The organism is Candidatus Enterococcus testudinis (genome assembly GCF_002140915.1).
In the GTDB taxonomy this organism is placed as follows: Bacteria; Bacillota; Bacilli; order Lactobacillales; family Enterococcaceae; genus Enterococcus_D; species Enterococcus_D testudinis.
This window is the reverse complement of sequence record NZ_NGKU01000001.1, coordinates 957,418-979,362: the sequence shown is the minus strand read 5'-3', so window position 1 is coordinate 979,362 and position 21,945 is coordinate 957,418. Positions and strand designations below refer to the sequence as shown.

Sequence of the window (21,945 nt, the reverse complement as noted above, 5' to 3'; positions counted from 1 at the left end):
CTATAAACTCTGACACTTTTTCATTATATATTGTATTGTCTACTCTTACTCTCTTTAAAAACTCAGAAGTACCTCTCTTTAAAAACTCAGTGTTAATTTGTTCATATTTTTCATAGATAAAATCAGCCAACTTGTTTACATCCAATTCAAATAATTTCTGTGGTACTTGAATTCCGAAACTATATTGATAAGTCAACTCTGACATGCTTGTTCCTTCAAAAACTAACACCGGTTTAGAAAATATTGCACCATAATATAATTTATTAGACAACGCATAGTCTAATAGTGGTGTACCATACCCATAAAGATTAAAAATGATATCCGTATTATAGAAGAAATTAGCCGAATCTTCTGGTTGAAATTGAGAGATTAAAAAAACGTTATTTATAGAAAACCTTTCTACGTAACTCTTGAAGCGTTCTGCACCTTTACCAATTATATAAAATTCAAATCTCTCGTCATTCTTCAAACTATCTATTAAATTTATAATAGTCTCATCAAATCTAACTAACCCAATATACGAGATTCTTATTGTGTTATTTCTGTTTTGAGTTATAATTCTGGAAAAATCCACATCATTAAAATTATGAGTTACCGTATAATCAATTTTATTTGGTAAAAATGACTTATATGCATTGGAGGATATTACATTTAAACCACTATTACTTAACAATACCTTTTCAATTTCAAAGAATAATACGTTTCTTTCATACGTATAATCTCTGATATCTACTAAATATTGATGATTATATAAGCTCCTAAGAAGAAATGTCTGTAAAATTGCACCAATAGTCTGTAAAAATATCACTTTTTTATACTTGTTTTTTTTTAATTCTTTATTCACAAATCTACTAAACTTATAATATCCTAATAACTTTATTATCTTACTTGTTTTTTCTTCCATCGTATAATCAAATGGTTTCATGTTCCCATAACAACTTTTTTCCTTAATCGAATGGCGATTCCAATAAATAATGTCCACTTCAAGTCGCTTATTTTGACAAATATTCAAGTAATTTGATATATAAGGAGTCAAATATATATTATTCATTGAAACGATTAATACGTCACTCATTTATCCCACACCACGCGATTCACATAATCCGTATAACTCAAAATAATTCTCAAAACTTTTTCAGAAACATTAGGCATTGAATAATCATAAACTTTTCTCAAGGTATTTTTTTCTTGAGTTTCTAAAACTTCTAAACCTTGAAGAATTCTCATCTTTTCCAATCCGACCATCATCACGCTAGCTTCTTCAATCGCCTCAGGACGTTCATGGGCTTCACGAATGTTTAATGCTCTAAAATTAAGAATAGATGATTCTTCACTAATTGTTCCGCTATCACTTAATACAGCTTTGGCTTTCATTTGTAATTTGTTATAATCGTTAAAACCCATTGGTTTCATGGTTTTGATTAAACTATTGAACTCTATTCCTTTTTCTTCAATCATCTTCATTGTCCGAGGATGGGTGCTAATAATAATTGGCAAGTCGTAAGTTTCTGCGACTGTATTCAAGCTATCTACAAGATTCATAAATCTCAGTTCAGAGCTAATATTTTCTTCCCGATGGGCTGATACTAAGAAATATTTACCGGCGCTTAAACTAAGTTCATCAATAATGGTCGATTTTTCAATGTCTACCATTCTAGAATTTAAAACTTCAAACATTGGACTGCCAGTCTTAATAATACGATCAGCCGGAAGTCCTTCTCTTAAAAGATACTCCCGAGCAATATCACTATAAGTTAAATTAATGTCCGCAGTGTGATCCACAATTTTACGATTTGTTTCCTCAGGCACGCGTTGATCAAAGCATCGATTTCCCGCTTCCATATGAAAAATCGGAATATGTCTTCTTTTGGCAGCAATTGCACACAGACAACTGTTCGTATCCCCTAACACTAAAAATGCATCAGGTTTTACTTCTTCCAATATAGGATCAATCTTAATTAAAATATTCCCCACAGTTTCTATCGCAGTTCCTGTTGCTGCGTTTAGGAAATAATCAGGTTTCTTTAATTTAAAGTCCTCAAAGAAGACTTCATTGAGTTCATAATCATAGTTTTGACCAGTATGTACAAGTACATGGTCAATCGCTTCAGAACCCTCTAAACGATTAATAACAGCGGATAATCGAATGATTTCCGGTCGCGTACCTACCACTGTCATAACTTTTAATTTTTTCAAAATTTATACCTCCAAATAAAATGTGTCAGGATTTTGAGGATCAAACAATTCATTGACCCACATAATTGTAACCATATCACTTTTCCCTAAATTTTCAATATTATGCGTATATCCTACCGGTATATCTACGACTTCAAGTTTCTCTCCAGAAACAAAGTACTCTAGTACTTCCTCTGTGTAGATATTTCTAAAACGGATGATACCTTTGCCACTAACAACAAGAAACTTTTCGTTTTTTGTATGATGCCAATGATTACCTTTCGTTATTCCAGGCTTTGAAATATTTACAGAAACTTGCCCGCGATCTTCTGTGCGTATAAATTCTGTAAAAGAACCCCTGTCATCAATATTCATTTTCAATGGGTACGAAAAATTATCTTCAGGTAAAAAGCTTAAATAAGTACTATACAAATTTTTTTCTAAACGATTTTTCAAATTTGGAATATCAAGTTTAGTTCTGCTCTCTTTAAAAGAAACAATAAGATCTCGCAATGCTCCTACAGTAATTTTATCGATCTGATTTACAATACAAAATTGATCACTTTTTGTTGGTTTTCCAATTAAACATTGGATTAATTCATTTACAACATCATCTATATAGCATAATTCAATCTGTGCATTTTCATCATTTACAGTTATTTCTTCATTTCTTGCTACTTTATAACAGAACGTAGCTACAACTGTATTATAATTGGGTCTTGACCATTTTCCATATAAATTTGAAAAGCGATAAATATAGACTTTCGCACCTGTCTCTTTTTGATACTCAAAAAGAAGTTCTTCACCGGCTTGTTTACTTTTGCCATATGAATTATCTAATGCTGCTTGGATTGATGAAGAGATCATGACTGGACAAGTATTATTATACTCTTTTAGCTTAGATAACAGCTCAGATGTAAAGCCATAATTTCCTTTCATGAAATCTTTTTCATCTTTTGGGCGATTCACGCCTGCTAGATGGAAGACAAAATCAGCTTTTAAACAATATTCATCCAACATATATTTTGGTGTATCAATATCATATTCCAAAATATCTTCATATCCTTGATTTTTTAATTCTGATATTAAGTTTTTCCCAACAAATCCATTAGCGCCGGTCACTAGAATATTCATTTTCGATTCCACACTTCCAATTCTTCTTGAACATAGTCTAGGGCTAAAAGCTTTTCTTTAATTTGTTCAACTGATAATCTTTGCGTGTTATCAGAGTTATACTCGCCTTCTTTTGTTAATTGTTCACTACCTTCAACAAAATATTTATCATAGTTCAAGTCGCGTGTATCAGCCGGTACACGATAAAAATCACCCATATCCTTAGCAACATGATACTCTTCTTTTGTTAATAGTGTTTCATATCTTTTCTCACCATGTCTAGTGCCAATAACATGAATTTCATTTTTGGCATCGAACAGTTCCTTCACTGCTTGGGCTAAATCACCTACTGTAGAAGCGGGTGATTTTTGAACCATAATATCTCCTGCTTTAGCATTTTGAAAAGCAAATATAACTAGTTCTACAGCTTCTTCTAGACTCATTAAAAATCTTGTCATTCCTGGATCAGTAACTGTTAATGGTTTGCCTGTCTTGATTTGTTCGATAAATAACGGAATGACTGATCCTCTTGAAGCCATCACATTACCGTATCTAGTTCCACAAATCATGGTATTTTCATCGGAAACTGTTTTTGCCTTCGCAACAAAAACTTTTTCCATCATCGCTTTTGAAATACCCATTGCGTTAATAGGGTATGCAGCTTTGTCAGTTGAAAGACAAATCACCTTCTTCACACCCATCTCAACTGCAGCGGTAACCACATTATCAGTTCCTAGAACATTTGTTTTAACAGCTTCCATTGGAAAGAACTCACATGAAGGAACTTGCTTTAAAGCTGCAGCATGGAAAATGTAATCAACCCCATACATGGCATTCTTCACACTGTTAATATCTCTAACGTCTCCAATGTAAAACTTCAACTTATCATTGTTGTATTTCTTTCGCATATCATCTTGTTTTTTTTCATCACGTGAAAAAATTCGTATTTCTTTAATATTAGAATCAAGAAATCTATTCATTACAGCATTTCCAAAAGAACCCGTTCCACCTGTTATCAGTAAAGTTTTGTTTTCAAACATGTTTAATCCTCCAATAGATTAGAAAGCATCTTCCGATACTTTTCAATTTGATTACTTCTTGTATATATTGGTTTAATTTTCTCCTTCATATTATAGCTCATAGTCTCTAATTTTTTAGGTTCATTCAAAACTTCTAAAAGATGTTCAACAATTTTCTCAGATTCACCGTTTTCAACAGAGAGCCCTGCGTAGTTATCAGAGATTTCTTTGTAGATATCAGATTCTCTATTCATAATAGCAATTACCGGCTTTCCTGCCTGATAATAACTATAAGTCTTGCTTGGTACGGCTAATCCTGATAAGTCACTTTCAAGAGAAACAATAAAATAATCTGTAATCGATAATGCATTATTGAATTCATTTTCTCTTAAATATTCAAATAAATAACAATTAGATAGACTGTTTTTTTCTATCACATTTCTAATTTGACCTCTTTTATTACCATGTCCAGCAAAAAGAAAAGCTATTCTATCTCTGTCTCTTATACACATCTAGAATATTCAAATAAATAACAATTAGATAGACTGTTTTTTTCTATCACATTTCTAATTTGACCTCTTTTATTACCATGTCCAGCAAAAAGAAAAGCTATTCTATCTTTGGGAATTTTTTTATTTGCAATTGTTTGTAAAATTGTATCTATGTCCTGAGCTGTTCCCATGTTTCCAAAATAAGAAACAATTAAATCATATTCTTTCCTTATTTGATTAAATTCATGTGAAAGACTACTGCATATATGTTCGTCTTCTGTTGCCCAATTTGCAATAACTTCTACTTTATTTTCAGAGATCTGTCTTTCGGAAACAATAAATTTCTTCATCTCATTTGATAGAGCTACAACTTTGTCAACTCGTCTAAATAATTGTTTATTTATAATTTGCATGATTTTCGATATCGAACTATTTTTACTTATTGTTTTTGTTTTCTCAGCAATTTCAGGATAAAGATCATATGCAATGAATACTATTTTACAATCAAATATAATCTTTGCAACTATAGAAACAATTGGTAAAATAGGAGGATTTGAATATACGACAATAACTTTATAGCTTCTACATTTGTACAGATTCATCATCATCACAAAGGTAAAAGAAAAATAATTGATTAACCGACTAAAAAAATTTTTTCTACCTAACTGTATGTATTTTTTCCTAATGATATTTATTCCATTAAATATCTCTTTTTTAGCTACTTCTTCTCCTTGATTTACATATTCTTTAGGAAATCCACAGAGAACATCAACAGTCATTTTTTTTTTTCTCAAACCCAACGCTGTTTGATATGGTAAGAGCGCAGAAGAAACATACTCTGGGTAAAAAAATTGACACATAAACAATATGTCTCTCTTCATTTCTCACTCTCCTCAATACTTTTAGCAAAATTTCGTTCTTGATAGTCAAATCTAATCCCATTATACTCCGTATCAGGATAACCTAAAGTTGACTTATCATAATAGAGATCACCAAATATTTTATTAAGTATACTAAAAAGGTTGGAAGACCACTTAATTAACATATCCATGCCATGCACCATCACAACTTTTTTACCATTTGATAATCTGATTTCCTTTACTAAGTCAGAGGTATTTACCAAATATCTATTTTGCGGATGGAATGTTCCATGAAGTTGGTAATCCAAAATCAACTTGATAAAACAGCATAAATTATTGATATATAACATACTTCTTTTATTATTTATTTTTGGGAAAATTGGAAGTCTTTTTGCAAGTTTAGATAATTTACTATAATTTCCTACTGAATTTGGCCCATAAATCATAGGGGGGCGTAGTATCGCTACCTTGAAATGTTCATTTTCTAATTTTAAAATTTCATTTTCCGCCTCATATTTTGATTTACCATAGGCAGTCTTAGGATTTATATTGGTTTTGGAGGACACTTTGCCTTTCTCCATTCCAAATACTGACATCGTACTAAGAAAAATAAATTGTTCGACTCTGTATTCTCTAGCTTTGTTTGCAATCTCAACTGCTAAGTCTCTATTCACTTTAAAATATAAATCATCATTCTTTTCTTTTACATGAACTATCGCAGCCAAATGAATTATTGCATCAAATTCTGAAAAATCTAAAGACCTCCATGAATTACCTTTGACACTAATTGTATCAAACTGATATTCATCTTTGAAATCAGACATCCATTTTACCAACGAGGTACCAATATAACTGTTTTCGCCAGTAATCAATATTCTTCTCACAAATTGCCCTCCTTCTTAGAAGGATTTCTGCTTCCTTCAACAACGCCATCACTCTTAAATACAGATATGATTGTCCCTATAAAGCATTTTATATCCATTAATAAAGTTAGATTATTTGTATAAATCCCATCTAATTTAGCTTTTGATTCAATTGCTAATTCATCACGTCCACTAATTTGGGCCAAGCCAGATAGTCCTGGACGTATATCATTTGCCTTATATTTATCTCTTTCCTCAATCAAATCATATTGGTTCCACAGTGCAGGACGTGGTCCAATTACTGACATGTCACCTTTAAGTATATTACATAGTTGTGGTAATTCATCCAAACTTGTTTTTCTCAAAATTTTACCAACTTTTGTAATAAAGAAATCAGGATCTTCTAATAAATGTGTCGGCATTTCTTTTGGTGTTTCAACTTTCATTGTTCTGAATTTGTAAATATAAAAGTGTGATTTATATTTACCTACTCGCTTTTGCTTAAAGATAATTGGTCCTCTTGAATCAAGTTTAATAGCCAAGCAAATTATCAAAAATACAGGTGAAAGTATGATTACCCCTGCTAAGGCCATAAAAAAATCGATTACCCGTTTCAAACCTTCTTTATACATCCATATACACTCCTATTTATTTGAAGCATTAGCAAATGAAACAACTGCTTTTGCTAATTGTTTTTCATCTCTAGGTAAATTTTCAACAACTTCCATTACTTCATTGATGGCATAACCTTTGATATTTCCAACAAAAATTTTCTCAAATACTGCCTCATCATTGCGCTCTTTGTCCAGAAGTAACTCTTCATATAACTTTTCGCCTGGGCGTATGCCCGTTTCAACGATTTCAATTTCATCTTCACTATAGCCGCTTAAACGAATCATATTTTTGGCTAGATCGACAATCTTGACAGGTTCGCTCATATCTAAAATAAAGATTTCGCCCCCTTTTGCCAATGCGCCTGATTGAATAACCAATCGACTAGCTTCTGGTATCGTCATAAAGTATCTGGTCATGCGGAAATCCGTCACCGTGATTGGCCCGCCTTTGGCAATTTGTTCTCTAAAGACCGGAATGACACTACCACGAGATCCCAACACATTACCGAATCGCACAGCAGAGAATTTTGTACAGCCATCTTCATTTAATCCTGTAACAATCATCTCAGCAATTCGTTTAGTGGCACCCATGACATTAGGAGGATTATTCGCTTTGTCAGTAGATACCATTACAAAATTTTTCACTTGTGCTGATTTAGCTGCTTCTGCAACATTTTTTGATCCGAAAATATTATTTTTTACAGCTTCTCTTGGATTATATTCCATCAACGGTACATGTTTATGGGCCGCAGCATGATAGACGATATCAGGACGATAAGTAGTCATAATTTCAAAAATTTTGTCACGATCTTGAACATCCGCAATAACAGGAACAATTTCCGTTGTACTTAACTTAAATTTATTTCTTAGTTCCCGGTCAATAAGATAAATGGAATTTTCTCCATGCCCTACTAAAATTAATCTGCGCGGATTAAATTCAATCACTTGTCGACATATTTCAGAACCAATCGATCCACCTGCTCCTGTAACAAGAATAGTTTTATCAGTGATTTGATCTTTAATCGAATCAATATCCAATTGAACTTCATCTCTACCTAGCAAATCAACGACATCTATCTTTTTTAACCGAGACATACTTATCTTGCCAGAAGCCATCTCTTCCATCGATGGCATCGTATTGACTTTAACATGCAAAGGTTCAATTGCTTCGAAGATTTCTCTTAGTTTTTTTCTAGAAAGAGAAGGAATGGCAATCGTAATCATTTTTATATCATATTTTTCAATCAGTTCTGGTAGTTGACTGATATTACCAAATACTTTCTTACCCGATAGATATGTATTCTTTTTGTTGGGATCATCATCCACGAAGCCTATCACATTTATTTCACTAGCCGTTTTTGATCCTAAAAAGCTATTATAAAGGATTCTGCCCCCTTCACCAGCGCCAACAATCAAAGTATTTTTGATATGCTCGCTAGTTACATAGCGACTGTTCTTTTTTTCGACATAAAGGCGCCAGATTAAACGGCTAGAAATAATGAAGAATATGGATAAGAAATAGGTGAAAATCGTCATGCGCAAACTATAATTTTCTCTACTAAAAAAGAATGCTACGATACTCAAAATTGAACTGAGCGTTAATGCCATAAAGATGGCAATCATCTCACTCAAATTCGTATAGCGGTTGATTCTGGAAAATACACGGAAAATAAAGCCGAAAAACAAATAAAAAATGATAGATAAGATAATGGATAGTCGCATAAAGTTCAATGGTATAGCTACAAATGGTTTCATAAAATAAAATGAAGCCATATTGGCTATTACGATCAGCAAACTATCAATCAAAATCAGTGTAGCTACTTTTTTTCGTCTTGTTAAATCAAACAACCCAAAAGCCCCCTAAAATATACCAAACTTTTTCTTTTTTACTTCTGTGTACTCTGGATACGAAATTTGATCTCCATTCAACAAATCCTTCGCAACTTGTTGCATGTTTGTCACTTTATCTTCACCAAAGTCTTTTTGAATCTGTTCGTACGCTTCTTTCATATAAAAAGTACGTTTTTTTACTCCATGTGCATCGGAAGCCATCAATTGAACCAAATTGTGTTCAACCATGACCTTTGCCGTTTTTTGAATATCTTTGCCAAACGTCCCCACGTAACTTGGCGCTGTCAATTGGGCCAAACACCCCATTTCTAAAAATGGAATCAAATGATTGGGATCCTTTCTGAAATGGGCATTCCTTTCAGGATGCACAATAACTGGTGTAATTCCTAAACTTTTCAACTCAAAGAATGTGCGTTCTGCATAGGTAGGCACTTCCATGGTAGGAAATTCTATCAAAATATACGTATCATCCAAATCTGTAAAGAGAATGTCATCGCTACGTATATCCTCAATCAAACCTCCTGTAATTCGAACTTCTTGACCTTCCAAGACAGTCAGTGGTAAATTGCGCTGATCTAACTCTGATTGTAAAGAAGAAACAAGAGAAATGACGGACGATTTTGGATTGCTATACTTCCCGTTATTGTGATGAGGCGTACATAAAATATGGGTAATTCCTTGACTGATGGCTTTCTCAGCCATTGCGATACTTGCAGCTAAATCTTCTGCCCCGTCATCGATACCAGGAAGTATATGACAATGTAAATCAATCATTTCTCTCGTCTCCAATCAGTTAATTTCCGTAATAATAATAATAACCAGAATCTTTGCTGTGCTCTGCCCCATTATATACAACACCTAAGACGCGTGCTTGCACCATATTGAGAAGATCTTTGGCTTTGCTTAAAGACTCTTTTCTCGATACATTTTCTCTTACCACAACAATCGTACCGTCGGCTTTTGATGCCATAATCTGTGCATCCGTTACAGCCACAACTGGTGGCATGTCGAAGATGACAACATCATATAAATTCTTCGCTTCTTCAATTACTTGATTCATTCTGGTTGATCCTAGTAATTCAGAAGGATTTGGTGGTTTTGGACCGCTTGTCAATACAGATAAGTTATCAACAACTGTTTTTTGTGCTGCTTCTAATACGCTAGTTGAGGTACTTAGTACGGTGCTTAATCCGGCCGTATTATTCAAATTGAACGTTTTGTAAACAGTAGGTTTCCGCATATCCGCATCCACCAGCAATACCCGTTGACCAGATGTTGCAAAAACAACTGCGAGATTGGCTGAGGTCGTTGACTTGCCTTCTCCCGGACCTGATGAAGTGATAACAATTGTCTGGATGCGACGATCAGCGGAAGAAGCAAATTGAATATTGGTTCGGATGGTACGATATTGTTCTGAGATTGGTGAAGAAGGATCGATTAATGTAATTAAACTAACCGCATGGGTTTGTGTTCCTTTTCTTTCCTGTTGTTTTGCCATTTGTTCTTTCCTCCTAAACCCTAGAACGACTTCGTCTAGATTCAGCTGACTTGTCATTTGTTGGCTTTTTGATTAGTGGTGTTGCTGGTTTTTTCTGGATGGTGGCATTTAGTTCTTTCTGTGTCATTTGAGGAACAGTTCCAAGAACAGTGAAGCCTAAATTATCTGTAACGAACTTATCATCTTTGACTGTTCGATCTAATAATTCTAATAAGAATGCCAATCCAATACCAACCATCACACCCAATACCAAGCCGATAGCCAAGTTTAATTGATTATTTGGGGATACAGGTGATGAACTTGCGACTGCACTGGACACAATCGAGATTTTATCCACACTCATAACATCTTTGGCATTTTCTTGAAAAACCAACGCGGTTGTGTTGGCAATTTGCTGTGCTCTAACTGCATTGTCACTTGTTGCTTGGATTGAGAACATTTGTGAGTTTTGTGATTGATTAACTGTAATTGCGTCACTGATTTGGCCAGCAGTCATTTTGACATCATTTTCGTTCTCTAAGCGATCTTTGACTTCGTTGATCACTAAGTCACTGACAATCATATCTTTATACGTATTGATCATTTGCAAATTTGTATTGACATCATTGGCATTCGTCGTTTCTGATTGGGGTAAAGTCACAATCAACTGCGCTTGCGATCGATACGTAGGGGTGATCACAAAGAATGTAAAGATCCCTGCAAGCGCCAAACCGGCAAATAGTGAAATAAAGATTGTTGCTAAGTGTTTCCGTAGTATTTCAAATATTTCTTTTAAGCTAATCGTCTCTTCCATTTTTTCTCCACTTTCTTACTCGTTGTCGATGTTCAGTTGCGCTTTTAATTCTGTTTGAACACGCGTTAATTCATCCTCACTGACTCGTTGGTATGAGATTCCGTCTTGCATGAATCCTTCACCTTTTAATTGATCTTGTTCAACTGTGTTGAAAGCATCGCGATAGTTTAATGCGATTGTACGCATGTCATCAAAGCTCATATCTGTTTTCATATTGCTCTCAACTGCTGTTAAGATACCTTGGTATTTGCTCACACCATCAAAGCTTAGCACTTTGCGGGCAACGCCTTCCACAATTTTTCGTTGTCTTTCCTGACGACCATAATCGCCATTTGGATCCTCATGACGCATTCTAGAATAAGCTAAGGCCTGGTCACCATCAAGGGTGATTTTGCCGATCGTAAAATCATAGCCATTCTGCGTGAAAGTTAAATCATTATTTACTTCAATGCCGCCAACAGCATCGACTAATTCTTTCAATCCTGCCATATTGATGGAAATATAATGATCGATTGGAATATCCAAGTAATTTTCAACGGTATTCATTGACATCGCAGGTCCACCGAATGCATAGGCATGATTGATTTTGTCTTTGGTTCCATAGCCTACAATATCCACGTATGTGTCGCGGGCAATACTAACGATAGTCGTTTGTTTGTCTTCTGGGCTCACCGTTGCCACCATCATAGTATCTGAGCGACCTTGATCTACACGGCCTAAGTCTCCTGTATCGATCCCCATCAACAACACTGAAAATGATTCATCTTTCGACAAATCTACTTTTGTTTCTCGTTTGGTTTCATCTTGATCCCGTTCCACCGATTCATACGTCTTTTGTATCGAGCCTGAAAGATCCATATACAATTTCGCTCCTACACCGACGATACCGATCACCACGACTGCCACGATTCCAAAAATAATCAAAAAAATCTTTTTTCCTTTAGACATGTTTTTTCCTCCAGTAAATACGTATCATCTAATAGCCTGAATCAGTATCTGTTTCTGTATCTGTCCAGCTGCTTTCATCTTGAGCAGTCGTATCGATGACATTATCTGAATATGTTTCTGTCGTAGTAGTGGTCGTGCCATAGTACCCGTATCCCATTTGGGTTGAAATCGAGTCAGCAAGTTTTGCATACTTCTCTTTCAACTCTTCATTACGGACTTGGCTGATACTGTCAACCACTGAAAGGTATTTGTCTAGCGTAACTTCACTGGTGACCACGTCATCTTTCAGCATGCTTTTGAAGCTTTCGTCTAGTTTGGCAATACGGTCCAATTGCGCATCTGCATAACCAAGGTATTCTTTGACTAAGTCTTTCCAGGCACTGTCATCGAAGAAATTCAAGTTCTCTCTGACGTTGCCGACATCGGTATCTTTCAAGTCTGCTATGATGATGACATCATTCTCGGCTTTCTGCCAATTGGAGACACCTTTTGTGAACAATGCGTCGGTGCCAGTCTGGATCTTGATTTTGGCTTCTGCGTCTTTTAGTTCATCATCCAACGCTGCTTTTTGCGCTTGGATCTCTTTGGAATCACTTGGCAACGCATCTTCCTCGATACCATAGTCATCTGCGGAAACTTTGACTGAAGCCAATTTTGCAACTAGCTTCGTTACATCCTCTTGGCTCACGTCTTTCTGCAAGATTGTTCGGTCATCACTATTGTAGAGTTTGCCAATCTCTTCTTCTATCGATGCCAAACTGTCTTTCTCAGCTGAAATGGCTGTCTTTGCGTAGGCCACTCGCTGTTCATATTGCTTTTGATTGTTCTGTCTGTACCCTAATAAACAGATAGCTATCGCGCCAATAGCAACGAACAGAACGGCCAAAGTCTTAATTAAAGGCTTTCCCATGAACACACTCCCTAATTCAATTGTGCTGAAACAAAAAATTTGCCTGTATTCTCTTAGAAATAAATAAGGCAATTCTAACTAATTATAAAAGAAAAGTGCCTCTAAGAAAAGGTAATTTGTGATATTTCTATTAAAATCGCATGTTAAATGAATAAACGGCAGCTGTAGGATTCAGACACTGTTATTATTTAAGCGTAGGAACTGGATGGATAATGATCTTAAGCGCAAATAGTTGTTTCAAAATATTTTTTTATCCATTCAAATCAAATAAATTCTTTGTATTATTTTTTTACAGCAAGTAAAGTGTATGGTTTTCACGCCTAAAAGTCAATTACATTTGTTATTTGAAATCAATAAAATAATCCCGCGCTATTTTTTTATCCTTCGAAGAATTCAAGCGCAAGAACATCTTAACGCCATTCCTTCCCCTTTTGCATAACTTTTATTTCTGTGATGATAAAATAAAAAATATATGCGCAATAAAATATTTCGAGAGTATAATTTTAGTTATTGAAATTATTTTCCAACTATAACATAGTGAATATTAAAATGTTCTGCGCTATAAGTCAATTGTTTTTTGGTTGACATCGTACAGAAATAAATGTCAATTCCCACCTTTGTACATTCTTTTCCTCATTTTTGTATCCGCTCTCACGGCTGCTATGCTTATACATTTAACCATCAATATGTTTTTCCACATATTTGCAGATGACTATGAAATTGTTCCGACATGGCTTATATCCCCTTCTTGCTTGTTGATCCCTCTTGCCTCACAGGACCATTGGAACAGTGGAGAGTTGGTCTTTGATGTTGGCTTTCTCGGCTCTTTTTTCACAAAACTTCATTTTTTTCCTCATCCGAGGAAATTGGTGATTTGTTTTTACATGATTATTTTCATTAATATAGGTATATAGATGAATAGTTAGTAGAAACCACTTGTGTCGATCGAGAAAGGAGCAGCATCTTGAAAACCATTCAGACCCACTTTGTCACCAATGCCGCTACCTTGCGCTGGTTGCGTATCTTAGCCGCTTTCGAAGAAAATCCTGTCTGCTCCACGAAATCTCTGGCGCACGTCTCTAACAGTACGTCACGTACGATCGTGACAGATATCAATGATCTGAAGGCACACTTTGATGATGCTGTTTCGATTGAATCGTCTCATCGCGGCTACGTCTTTGACATTCTCCATCCGCAACAATATTTAACAGCCAAACGCGCACTGATCGCCGACGAATTGCTCTTCCATATAATAGAAAGTATTTTTCAAAATGATTTGCGCAGTTCGTTGGAGTGGGCGGAAGCCTATCATATTTCAGAAAGTACTGTCTTGCGCTATTTGAAGAAAATCCATCCTGTCTTGCGGATGTATCAATTGAAGATGCAGTATTCTCCTGTGAGCTTGGTGGGCAAAGAAAGTCATATTCGCAAGTTTTTTCATGATTTTTATTATGAATCGGAGATTACTGCCCACACGATTTTTCCGCCGATCGCTGTTCACGACGTGACACTGACCCTTTTTGCTGATTGCCAACAGTATTTGAATCAATCCTGTTCATTTGGTGAATTTAACTACTACCTGTACATCACGTTGGAGCGCTTCTGTAGTGGTCATCAGGTTGAACAAGCACCGAAGTTGGCTGCATTAGTCACGAAGCAATCTGATTTCATTGCCTTTGCCCAAATCAACCAGATTATTGACCAACATTATCAAGAAGTGTTGCCTGAGGATGAATTGGTTCATCTGTTTGTTTTGGTCTTTGGCCGACGGTCGATCAATGATCTGAGGGGTGAGAAGAATTTTTGCCGCAAATACAACCAATATCCGAAAATCAAGCCGTTGGTCCATGACTTGGTGGAGACGTTTCTTACTGACACGAGAAATGCCGGTCGCGAGCGGATCTTGCTTGAGTCTTTCTTTACGGTTGTTTATATGAAGCAATTGATGACGCCTTTGCTCAATCACAACACGCCCGAAGTCAATACATTCGTGAAAGAATCCTTCCCCGATGAGTGGCGTCGTGTGCAAGCATTCTTTCGCGCAAAGAGTGAATATGCGTATATGTGGGATGCCAAAAGCTTGACCCATATCATGTCCAGCTTGACCTTGTATGCTTGTTCGATCCAATCTCTGTATTGGCAAAGTCACAAGAATGTCGTCTTTCTCTTTGAGGGCTCTCACTTTGTCTGTCAATTTCTGAAGAGTTCTGCTACCCGCTATATTCGCAGATCCCGTCAATTTTTCTTTCCTGATTCAAATGAATTGTCTCCTGAGTATTTCCAACGCAATCAAATTGACTTGATCGTGACCAACTACGCTGAATATGCAGCAGAGTATGGGTCGATCGAATGTCTGCTATTTCGCCCGTATCCTGACAAACAGGACTGGGAGTCTTTAGAACAAAAACTAGATCCGCTATTGGCTGAACCGAGTTGATGCGGATTTTTTTCGTAAAAAAAAGACCTTTGCGAAAAGGTCTTCTACTCTTTACTCTAATATTGTCACTTTGACTTGACGACGGCCCCATCTAAGACATTCTGGTTCATTATCAAAATGGACATCAATGATGTTTCCTTTGATTGCTCCGCCTGTATCAAGTGCCAATGCAACACCGTAGCCTTCAACATTGACGAGTGTGCCTAACGGGATCACGCTTGGATCAACGGCGACGGCCATTGGGTTATTCCGCAAGTCTGTGCCGCTGGCTGTGAAATAGCTGGCACCGGCTTCGGCATAAGAATAAGCCGTTGATTCCATCATCATGGTCTTGCCGCTGGTTGACCCTGAGTTGCTGGTATCATTGCTGCTACTGCTGGATGAATCGTTGGTACTCGTTGATGTGTTGCTGCTTGAATTGCTTGATGATGAACTGCTGCTTGATGACGATGCGCTGTCAGAAGCTGAACTGCTGGCACCTGTTTCTTTGGCTGCGGCTTGGCTTTGGGCCTCTGCTTCTGCTTTGGCTGCGGCGGCAGCTTCATCTTTGGCTCGTTGTTCTGCTTCTTTGGCCGCTTTTTCTTCTGCGGCTTTTTCAGCAGCTAAACGAGATTCTTCGGCTTCTTTGCTGGATGCGATTTTGGCCAAGGTTGATTCGTTGTCTTTCAATTGTGTTTGCAAATTGCTGATCTTGCTGTCTAATGCTTTGGCTTGTTCTTCCAAAGATTGTTGATCAGCAGTCAAGCTGGTTTGGGTTGCTTCGGCTTTGTCTTGCAATGTTTCAAGTTTTTCCTTCTCGCTAGTCAAAGAATCGATTTTCTCTTTTTCAAGATTTTGAAGCATTGTCATCGCATAGGCTCGATTGATGAAATCTTGGATATTTGCTGATTCGAGTAAGACGGTCCAGTCACGTGTTGCACCCCCGTTGACTTGGATATCTTTCATTCGTTCAGCGACGACTGCTTCACGCTTTTCAATTGTATCTTGCGCGGTGGCGATGTCTGCTTTCGTTTGTTCCAGCGTCTCTTCGTTTTCTGCGATTTGCGCTTTCAGAGATTCTACTTCACTGTAAGTATTATTGACATCAGTTAAAGCGATTTGTACTTCGGCACTGATTGCTTGGCTTTGTTGCAAGACACTACTTTCTTGTTCTTGCAATGATTCAAGCGATTCAGCCTGCGCAAAAATCGGAGCAACGGTTCCAGCTGCCACGATGGCAACGAGCATTGTTCTTATTTTTTTGGCTTTCAAAAAATTCCCTCACTTTTCACTTTGGTTTCCAACGCTTCTATTATACAAATTAAGCAAGGGAGTTTTGTTGCAGAGATTTTACAATTTATTACAAATCATGCGTAGAAAGGGCAAAAATGTAAAATTTTTATAAAAACTGGGGATAAAGCTGAACCTCATCGCTCTCATTTGGACTGCCACATTGTAACATGAATGTAACAATCTGCTTATTTCTTGCGTAATTCCTCTATAAAACTTTTCAATTCTTGTAGGTTTGTAATATTGTCTACTTTGAGTCGTTGGAAGTTTTTTAGGAGTCTTCTTTGTTGGAAATTGAGTTTTGGTAAGGATTCTTTCAGCTCTCGCCATTCAACAGGCACTTTCTGCAGGCGTTCTTGCCAGGTTTGCCGTTTGTCGGCAATGGCTTCGATATAGTGGTCCGCTGAGGCTTTTTGGTGTTCGAGTTCTTGTTCGAGTCGTTTGACCGCCCGTTGGAAGCCGGCCATATTCGCCAGCGTTACCCCCAAATCAAAGGACAGGATCATCAATAGGGCAACTGGCAGCAGAAAGCCGATGGTGGCAGACAGGCAAGTTGCGAACGACAACAGCCACGGATGCACCACTCGCACAATCACCACACAACAAGCGCCCCAAAAGACCGAGATTGGTAGTGCCACGCGCCCATTGATATTGAGCCAAACGTCCTGATAGTCCCACCATGATGCATGGAACCATTTTTCCAATAGAAAACTAGTCACATATTCTAAGAGCGTCACTAATAAAGCGGCTGCGAGGAACAATGTACCTGTTGACCCATGGATTGGCTTGAGCAAATACACGACACCGAGGATCCCGAAGCCATAGATCGGCGTGATAGGACCGATCAAAAACCCACGGTACACAAAATGACCGGCATTGAAGGAGCAGTAAATGGTCTCCCAGAGCCAGCCGATAAAGCTGTACATAAAGAATAGTAAGACGATCACATTGAAGGTTGTCATTGTTTCCTCCTGTATAGATAGTTATCTGTGCTGTCACAGATGGATATAGGATAAGTATACCTCTTCCGCCCACTATTCTATAGTGGAATCTGACAGCCGTTGACGCAAAAAAGGCATGCCCAGATATTCTGGCGCTGCCTTTTTTGTGCGAATCGCTGGTATATTCGTTTCTTCAGATCAAAGACCGTTATCTGGCCACGATCAATCGCTGACCGACCAGGATCATCGAACTGTTCAGATTGTTCCATGACATCAATTGATTGACTGACACACCATTTGTCTGGGCAATCTGCCACAAGGTGTCGCCTGATTTGACGGTATGGGTTTTGCTACTGGTATTGCTAGCTGATACAGACTGCAAGTAAGCCCCGCTGACCCAGCCATTGTTGATGCGGTACCATGTATTATTGCCATTGACACTGGTGCCGGTTTTGCTGGCGGTTGCTTGAATCGTCGCTTGTCGTGCCAAAGATCCTGTGATCCGTGCGGATGTTGAGGCATCTGCCCGAACATTCAATGCCGCTGTCGTACGGAATTGCTGATTGATGGCTGTTTCTTGATTGTTGGTATTATTGTTCACACTCGTTACATAGGCTGCACTGACCCAACCGCGGCCGTTGATACGGTACCACGTCGTGTTGCCATTGACACTGGTGCCGGTTTTGCTGGCCACTGCCTGGAATGTCGCGTTGTTGGCAAGTGTGCCGGTGATGCTGGCACTTGTTGACGCATCGCGGCGGATATTTAAAGCAGCAGTCGTCCGGAATTGTTGATTGATGGCTGTTTCTTGGGTATTGTTGCTGCCAGGATTGCTGCCGCCACTTGTGCCGCTGTCATATTGCGTCAAATTGTAGGTCTCGATCAGATTGATCAACTTGCTCGCATAGGTGGTATCTGTGGCATAGCGCCCTTGCAACCAGTGAGCCGCATCGCGATAGGAGTTGGTATTCGAGCGCCACGCACCTGAGTAGAAGAAAACGCCTGGTGTAAAGGAGGTCGTCCGCAATACATGGGCATTGTCCGCAAAGGATTCCTGCAATGAGGGATATTTGCGGAAACGGGCAACGACTTCGTACAAATTGCCTTTGCCGTCATCTTCTAATGTCTTCATTTCGACAAATTGCCCATTGTAGCTGCCTTTGATTCCGAACATGTTGTTCGCTTGGCGTGTCAAAAGGGATTGACCCCATCCCGACTCAAGAATTGCTTGCGCAATCATGATCGATGCATATAAATCATTGGCACCGGCTACTTGTTGCGCCATTGGTCCCACCTGTTGAATAAAGGCTTGCGGATTGGCGGAACGTGCATTTGTCAAATCTTCATAAGGCAATACCTGTCCTTCGTCAACGATCGCCGGCTGCGCTTCACCCTGGGATGGATCCTCTTCCACTAATTGTGGGAAGTCTTCTGGTGTAATGTCAGATTCTGCCACAGCTGTATCTTCTGTAGACGACTGATCATCCACCACAGTGAGTTCTTCTTGCCCATCTTCCCTCACTGTGTCTGAAGGCATTTCTTCAGGGTGACTTTGCACTGTTTCTTCCGTTTGCAGATCATGCTGGTCTTCAGTGTTATCTACCACATGAACGCGATGTGTCTCTTCCGTGTCATCATTGGCCAAAACCGTCAGTGGCATCATCGGCATGGTGGACGCACAAATCGTCGTCAATGCGATTCCTTTTTTGCATAACGCATTGCTTTGCTGACGCTTGAGTCGTCTTCTAATTGTTTTTCTGCTCTCCATTTTTTGCTCCTTATTTGTATGTTTTGACTTGAAAAAAAACGATAACCTATTTGCCCGTTATCGTTTTTTTATGGTTCTAGTTGACCCGAACTGCAAAACTTGGTGCCCAACTGCTGTTTGAGCCGACTGAGATTGTTTTGCCTGGTCTTGGGGCATGAATGTATTGTCCACCGCCTAGTGCGATTGCTACATGGTGGGTACTCCCGGCACTTCCCCAGAATAAGAGATCGCCTGCTTGGGCTTCACTTACAGCAATCACTGTTCCTGCAGATTCTTGCGGTACTGTCCATCCGCCGATATCACGACCTGTCACTTGCAGGTAGACATAGCGGGTAAATCCAGAACAATCGAAGACATCCGGTCCTTTCCCACCCCATACATAAGGCTTGCCGATATGGTTATAGGCTTCGGCAACGATTGCTGAGCCATTCGATGCCGGTGCAGGTGCCGGCGTAGGTTTTGGCGCTGGCACTGGTGTTTGCTCTACTGGTGCTGGCGTTGGAATAGACGGCGTTGATGGCGTAGACGGCGCTTCTTCGACAGGGACAGTAACAGCCGGTGTGTCGACTGGTGTCAAAGGTTGCTCTGCTTCAGGCGTTGCTGCAGGTACGTCGCTGACTGTTTCAGTTGCATCTTCCGCTGTGTTTGCTTCAGCTTCCGCTTCATTGTCAGGGACAGCCACAACGATCGCTTCTTGGGCTGCGCGTTCTGCTTCGATTTGCGCTTGCATTGCTGCGGCCCGCGCTGCTTCTTCGCGGATGCGTGCTTGTTCCGCTTCGTAAGCATCTTTCTCGGCTTTCAATTGCTGTTTCTCATCTTCTTTTGATGATTCTTGATACGCTAAGGTGCTGACTTCCACATTCAAGTCGGCTTGTTTGCTTTCAAGTTCACCTTTTTGCGCTTCTAAACGGCTTTGTGTGTCATGCAGATCTTGCATTTTCTCTTGTGATTCGACGCGTTTGCTGGCAAGCGCTTCTTGATCGGTCTTTTGCTGTGTGATCATCTGATTGTTCGCCCGTATAATCGTGGTCATGGCATGGAGCCGTCCGACAAAATCACTGATAGAATCTGCTTCTAATACAACATGCATCAGTTGATCGCTTTTGCCATTGACTTGTGTTTCCCTTGCTTGTTCTTCAATATTGGCTGCGCGTTTATCGATCCTGGTCTGCAATTGCTCGATGTCTTCTTCAAGCTGATCGATGACTGCATACAAGTTATCTTGCGCTTGCAATAACGCCTGCGCTTCTTGATTGATCGAGCCGATTTCCTGATTCAAATGGCTGATCCGTTGCTGAACCGCTTGACGCTGCGAGCGCAATTGATTGATCTCGTTATTTTTATGTTGAATCATTTGATCATAATCAGTCGCTGATACCTGTGCAGGCACTGCAAAAAGCGAGATCGTCAAACCACACAAACAGAATGAAGTGATAAGTTTTCTTTTCATTTTTCCTCCTTTAATTCAAATAAAACCTTTTTTTTAAATGAATTTGACATTTATAAGTTTACCATAGATTTTCTCCAAACCCAATCGTCTCTGATTAACAATTTGATTACATCGGCATTTTATCGTTATTTTAAATCGACCATAGGTTTTTCTTAGGGGAACATTCATCTTGGTTCCTTGTTTTATCAACCTTTGATCACTGCCTTGTCTTTTCACCCGGTTGTCTAGCCAATAAATAATTTGCGTTCTAGATTTCATCAAGATGACAAAACCAATCGCAAAAGAAGCCGGCAAGATCTGTCAGAGACAGCGCTTGTCGGCTTTGGGTTCATTTAGCGATACGGCAGCAAGCGCCGCATCATGAGGATTTGGTTATCGATGGTGGTTGGACTGAGATGACCAGTCAGTGCGAGGATGCCGAGTCCTTCAATCACGAACATATAATTTTCGGCAATCACTTCTAAATCTTCATCTCGCAATACACCTTGTGCAACGCCTACTTGGAAAATCTCGTGGATCGTCCGTTTGGTTTCTGTCAGTTGGGCTTCTTGCAACGAACGCGAGGCAGCTGTTTTGTGGGTATAGTAGTATTCATACATCGCCCGCAGCATACTGTCGGCTATACTGTGCAGCAAGCGTCCGCGATGATCCGCGAAATATTTGTCCAAAATCGTGTCGAAAGGCACTTGGTCCGTGATCATTTCACGCACATCATCAAACTTGCGTTGCGACCGCTGCTCTATCACCGCCAAGAAAATTTCATCAACGGATTGAAAATAGAGGTAAATACCACCGCGACTAATGCCGCATTCCTCGATAATGTCTTTCATAGTGGCATCGATCAAGCCTTTCTTACTAAAGACGATCTTGGCACTTTCGATGATAGCCTCGCGCTTTTGTTGTTTCTTATCTTTGGGTTTCGATCGTTCGGCATGTGTCATCCAC

At 38.7% G+C, this 21,945-nt stretch carries 20 protein-coding genes; 1 reads left to right on the top strand and 19 read right to left on the bottom strand.

Annotated elements, in window-relative coordinates:
- From A5886_RS15755 to A5886_RS04650, 14 genes are all read right to left on the bottom strand, one after another.
- A partial coding sequence (locus A5886_RS15755) for a glycosyltransferase family protein (RefSeq protein WP_086273879.1) occupies positions 1 to 1,075 on the bottom strand: 1,075 nt, incomplete at its 3' end.
- Positions 1,072 to 2,196 (bottom strand): non-hydrolyzing UDP-N-acetylglucosamine 2-epimerase, encoded by a 1,125-nt coding sequence (wecB, locus tag A5886_RS04710; protein ID WP_086273878.1) that lies wholly within the window; start codon positions 2,194 to 2,196, stop codon positions 1,072 to 1,074. The genes wecB and A5886_RS15755, both read right to left, overlap by 4 nt.
- Positions 2,197 to 2,199: 3 nt before the next feature.
- Positions 2,200 to 3,309 (bottom strand): capsular polysaccharide biosynthesis protein CapF, encoded by a 1,110-nt coding sequence (locus A5886_RS04705; protein WP_086273877.1) that lies wholly within the window; start codon positions 3,307 to 3,309, stop codon positions 2,200 to 2,202.
- Positions 3,306 to 4,328, bottom strand: coding sequence for a polysaccharide biosynthesis protein (locus tag A5886_RS04700; protein WP_086273876.1), 1,023 nt, complete (start codon positions 4,326 to 4,328; stop codon positions 3,306 to 3,308). The genes A5886_RS04705 and A5886_RS04700 overlap by 4 nt, the downstream gene beginning before the upstream one ends.
- 2 nt (positions 4,329 to 4,330) lie before the next feature.
- Positions 4,331 to 4,819 carry a glycosyltransferase gene (locus A5886_RS04695; RefSeq protein WP_086273875.1) on the bottom strand — a complete coding sequence of 163 codons (489 nt, stop codon included), beginning with the start codon at positions 4,817 to 4,819 and terminating at the stop codon, positions 4,331 to 4,333.
- Complete coding sequence (locus tag A5886_RS04690; protein ID WP_086273874.1) at positions 4,810 to 5,679, bottom strand: glycosyltransferase family 4 protein; 870 nt, start codon at positions 5,677 to 5,679, stop codon at positions 4,810 to 4,812. Before A5886_RS04690 ends, A5886_RS04695 begins: the two co-directional genes overlap by 10 nt.
- Positions 5,676 to 6,542: an NAD-dependent epimerase/dehydratase family protein gene (locus A5886_RS04685; RefSeq protein WP_086273873.1), complete on the bottom strand. Its 867-nt coding sequence runs from the start codon at positions 6,540 to 6,542 to the stop codon at positions 5,676 to 5,678. Before A5886_RS04685 ends, A5886_RS04690 begins: the two co-directional genes overlap by 4 nt.
- Positions 6,539 to 7,153 carry a sugar transferase gene (locus A5886_RS04680; RefSeq protein ID WP_086273872.1) on the bottom strand — a complete coding sequence of 205 codons (615 nt, stop codon included), beginning with the start codon at positions 7,151 to 7,153 and terminating at the stop codon, positions 6,539 to 6,541. Before A5886_RS04680 ends, A5886_RS04685 begins: the two co-directional genes overlap by 4 nt.
- 12 nt (positions 7,154 to 7,165) lie before the next feature.
- Positions 7,166 to 8,983: a polysaccharide biosynthesis protein gene (locus tag A5886_RS04675; protein ID WP_086273871.1), complete on the bottom strand. Its 1,818-nt coding sequence runs from the start codon at positions 8,981 to 8,983 to the stop codon at positions 7,166 to 7,168.
- A gap of 12 nt (positions 8,984 to 8,995) precedes the next feature.
- The gene (locus A5886_RS04670) at positions 8,996 to 9,760 is read right to left on the bottom strand and encodes a tyrosine-protein phosphatase (RefSeq protein WP_086273870.1); all 765 of its coding nucleotides are present in this window, start codon (positions 9,758 to 9,760) and stop codon (positions 8,996 to 8,998) included.
- A gap of 19 nt (positions 9,761 to 9,779) precedes the next feature.
- Complete coding sequence (locus A5886_RS04665) at positions 9,780 to 10,484, bottom strand: CpsD/CapB family tyrosine-protein kinase (RefSeq protein ID WP_086273869.1); 705 nt, start codon at positions 10,482 to 10,484, stop codon at positions 9,780 to 9,782.
- Between the two features lie 13 nt (positions 10,485 to 10,497).
- Positions 10,498 to 11,277 carry a YveK family protein gene (locus A5886_RS04660; RefSeq protein ID WP_086273868.1) on the bottom strand — a complete coding sequence of 260 codons (780 nt, stop codon included), beginning with the start codon at positions 11,275 to 11,277 and terminating at the stop codon, positions 10,498 to 10,500.
- A 15-nt stretch (positions 11,278 to 11,292) separates the two neighbouring features.
- On the bottom strand, positions 11,293 to 12,225 hold the full coding sequence (locus tag A5886_RS04655; protein WP_086273867.1) for an LCP family glycopolymer transferase: 933 nt from the start codon (positions 12,223 to 12,225) through the stop codon (positions 11,293 to 11,295).
- 28 nt (positions 12,226 to 12,253) lie between these two features.
- Positions 12,254 to 13,135, bottom strand: a complete 882-nt coding sequence (locus A5886_RS04650; RefSeq protein ID WP_086273866.1) for a hypothetical protein — start codon at positions 13,133 to 13,135, stop codon at positions 12,254 to 12,256.
- Between the two features lie 964 nt (positions 13,136 to 14,099).
- Between A5886_RS04650 and A5886_RS04645 the strand changes: the two genes are divergently transcribed.
- Positions 14,100 to 15,572, top strand: coding sequence for an AcpB/EbpR/MafR family transcriptional regulator (locus A5886_RS04645; RefSeq protein ID WP_086273865.1), 1,473 nt, complete (start codon positions 14,100 to 14,102; stop codon positions 15,570 to 15,572).
- Positions 15,573 to 15,623: 51 nt separating this feature from the next.
- On the opposite strand, the gene A5886_RS04640 is transcribed toward A5886_RS04645, so the two are convergent.
- From A5886_RS04640 to A5886_RS04620, 5 genes are all read right to left on the bottom strand, one after another.
- A complete protein-coding gene (locus A5886_RS04640) occupies positions 15,624 to 16,823 on the bottom strand; it encodes a 3D domain-containing protein (RefSeq protein WP_086273864.1) in 1,200 nt (399 codons plus the stop codon).
- 206 nt (positions 16,824 to 17,029) lie between these two features.
- Entirely contained in the window at positions 17,030 to 17,803 is a 774-nt protein-coding gene (locus A5886_RS04635; protein ID WP_086273863.1) for a putative ABC transporter permease, read from the bottom strand.
- Positions 17,804 to 17,990: 187 nt separating this feature from the next.
- Positions 17,991 to 19,550, bottom strand: coding sequence for a glucosaminidase domain-containing protein (locus tag A5886_RS04630; RefSeq protein WP_086273862.1), 1,560 nt, complete (start codon positions 19,548 to 19,550; stop codon positions 17,991 to 17,993).
- 76 nt (positions 19,551 to 19,626) lie between these two features.
- The gene (locus A5886_RS04625) at positions 19,627 to 21,000 is read right to left on the bottom strand and encodes a C40 family peptidase (protein ID WP_086273861.1); all 1,374 of its coding nucleotides are present in this window, start codon (positions 20,998 to 21,000) and stop codon (positions 19,627 to 19,629) included.
- Positions 21,001 to 21,332: 332 nt separating this feature from the next.
- Positions 21,333 to 21,941, bottom strand: a complete 609-nt coding sequence (locus A5886_RS04620) for a TetR/AcrR family transcriptional regulator (protein WP_086273860.1) — start codon at positions 21,939 to 21,941, stop codon at positions 21,333 to 21,335.
- Positions 21,942 to 21,945: the final 4 nt, after the last annotated feature.

Coding starts and splice junctions, on each gene's coding strand:
- A5886_RS04705 (WP_086273877.1), bottom strand. CDS start 3,309: ATGAATATTCTAGTGACCGGCGCTAATGGATTTGTTGGGAAAAACTTA.
- A5886_RS04700 (WP_086273876.1), bottom strand. CDS start 4,328: ATGTTTGAAAACAAAACTTTACTGATAACAGGTGGAACGGGTTCTTTT.
- A5886_RS04695 (WP_086273875.1), bottom strand. CDS start 4,819: ATGTGTATAAGAGACAGAGATAGAATAGCTTTTCTTTTTGCTGGACAT.
- A5886_RS04690 (WP_086273874.1), bottom strand. CDS start 5,679: ATGAAGAGAGACATATTGTTTATGTGTCAATTTTTTTACCCAGAGTAT.
- A5886_RS04680 (WP_086273872.1), bottom strand. CDS start 7,153: ATGTATAAAGAAGGTTTGAAACGGGTAATCGATTTTTTTATGGCCTTA.
- A5886_RS04670 (WP_086273870.1), bottom strand. CDS start 9,760: ATGATTGATTTACATTGTCATATACTTCCTGGTATCGATGACGGGGCA.
- A5886_RS04665 (WP_086273869.1), bottom strand. CDS start 10,484: ATGGCAAAACAACAGGAAAGAAAAGGAACACAAACCCATGCGGTTAGT.
- A5886_RS04660 (WP_086273868.1), bottom strand. CDS start 11,277: ATGGAAGAGACGATTAGCTTAAAAGAAATATTTGAAATACTACGGAAA.
- A5886_RS04655 (WP_086273867.1), bottom strand. CDS start 12,225: ATGTCTAAAGGAAAAAAGATTTTTTTGATTATTTTTGGAATCGTGGCA.
- A5886_RS04650 (WP_086273866.1), bottom strand. CDS start 13,135: ATGGGAAAGCCTTTAATTAAGACTTTGGCCGTTCTGTTCGTTGCTATT.
- A5886_RS04635 (WP_086273863.1), bottom strand. CDS start 17,803: ATGACAACCTTCAATGTGATCGTCTTACTATTCTTTATGTACAGCTTT.
- A5886_RS04630 (WP_086273862.1), bottom strand. CDS start 19,550: ATGGAGAGCAGAAAAACAATTAGAAGACGACTCAAGCGTCAGCAAAGC.
- A5886_RS04625 (WP_086273861.1), bottom strand. CDS start 21,000: ATGAAAAGAAAACTTATCACTTCATTCTGTTTGTGTGGTTTGACGATC.
- A5886_RS04620 (WP_086273860.1), bottom strand. CDS start 21,941: ATGACACATGCCGAACGATCGAAACCCAAAGATAAGAAACAACAAAAG.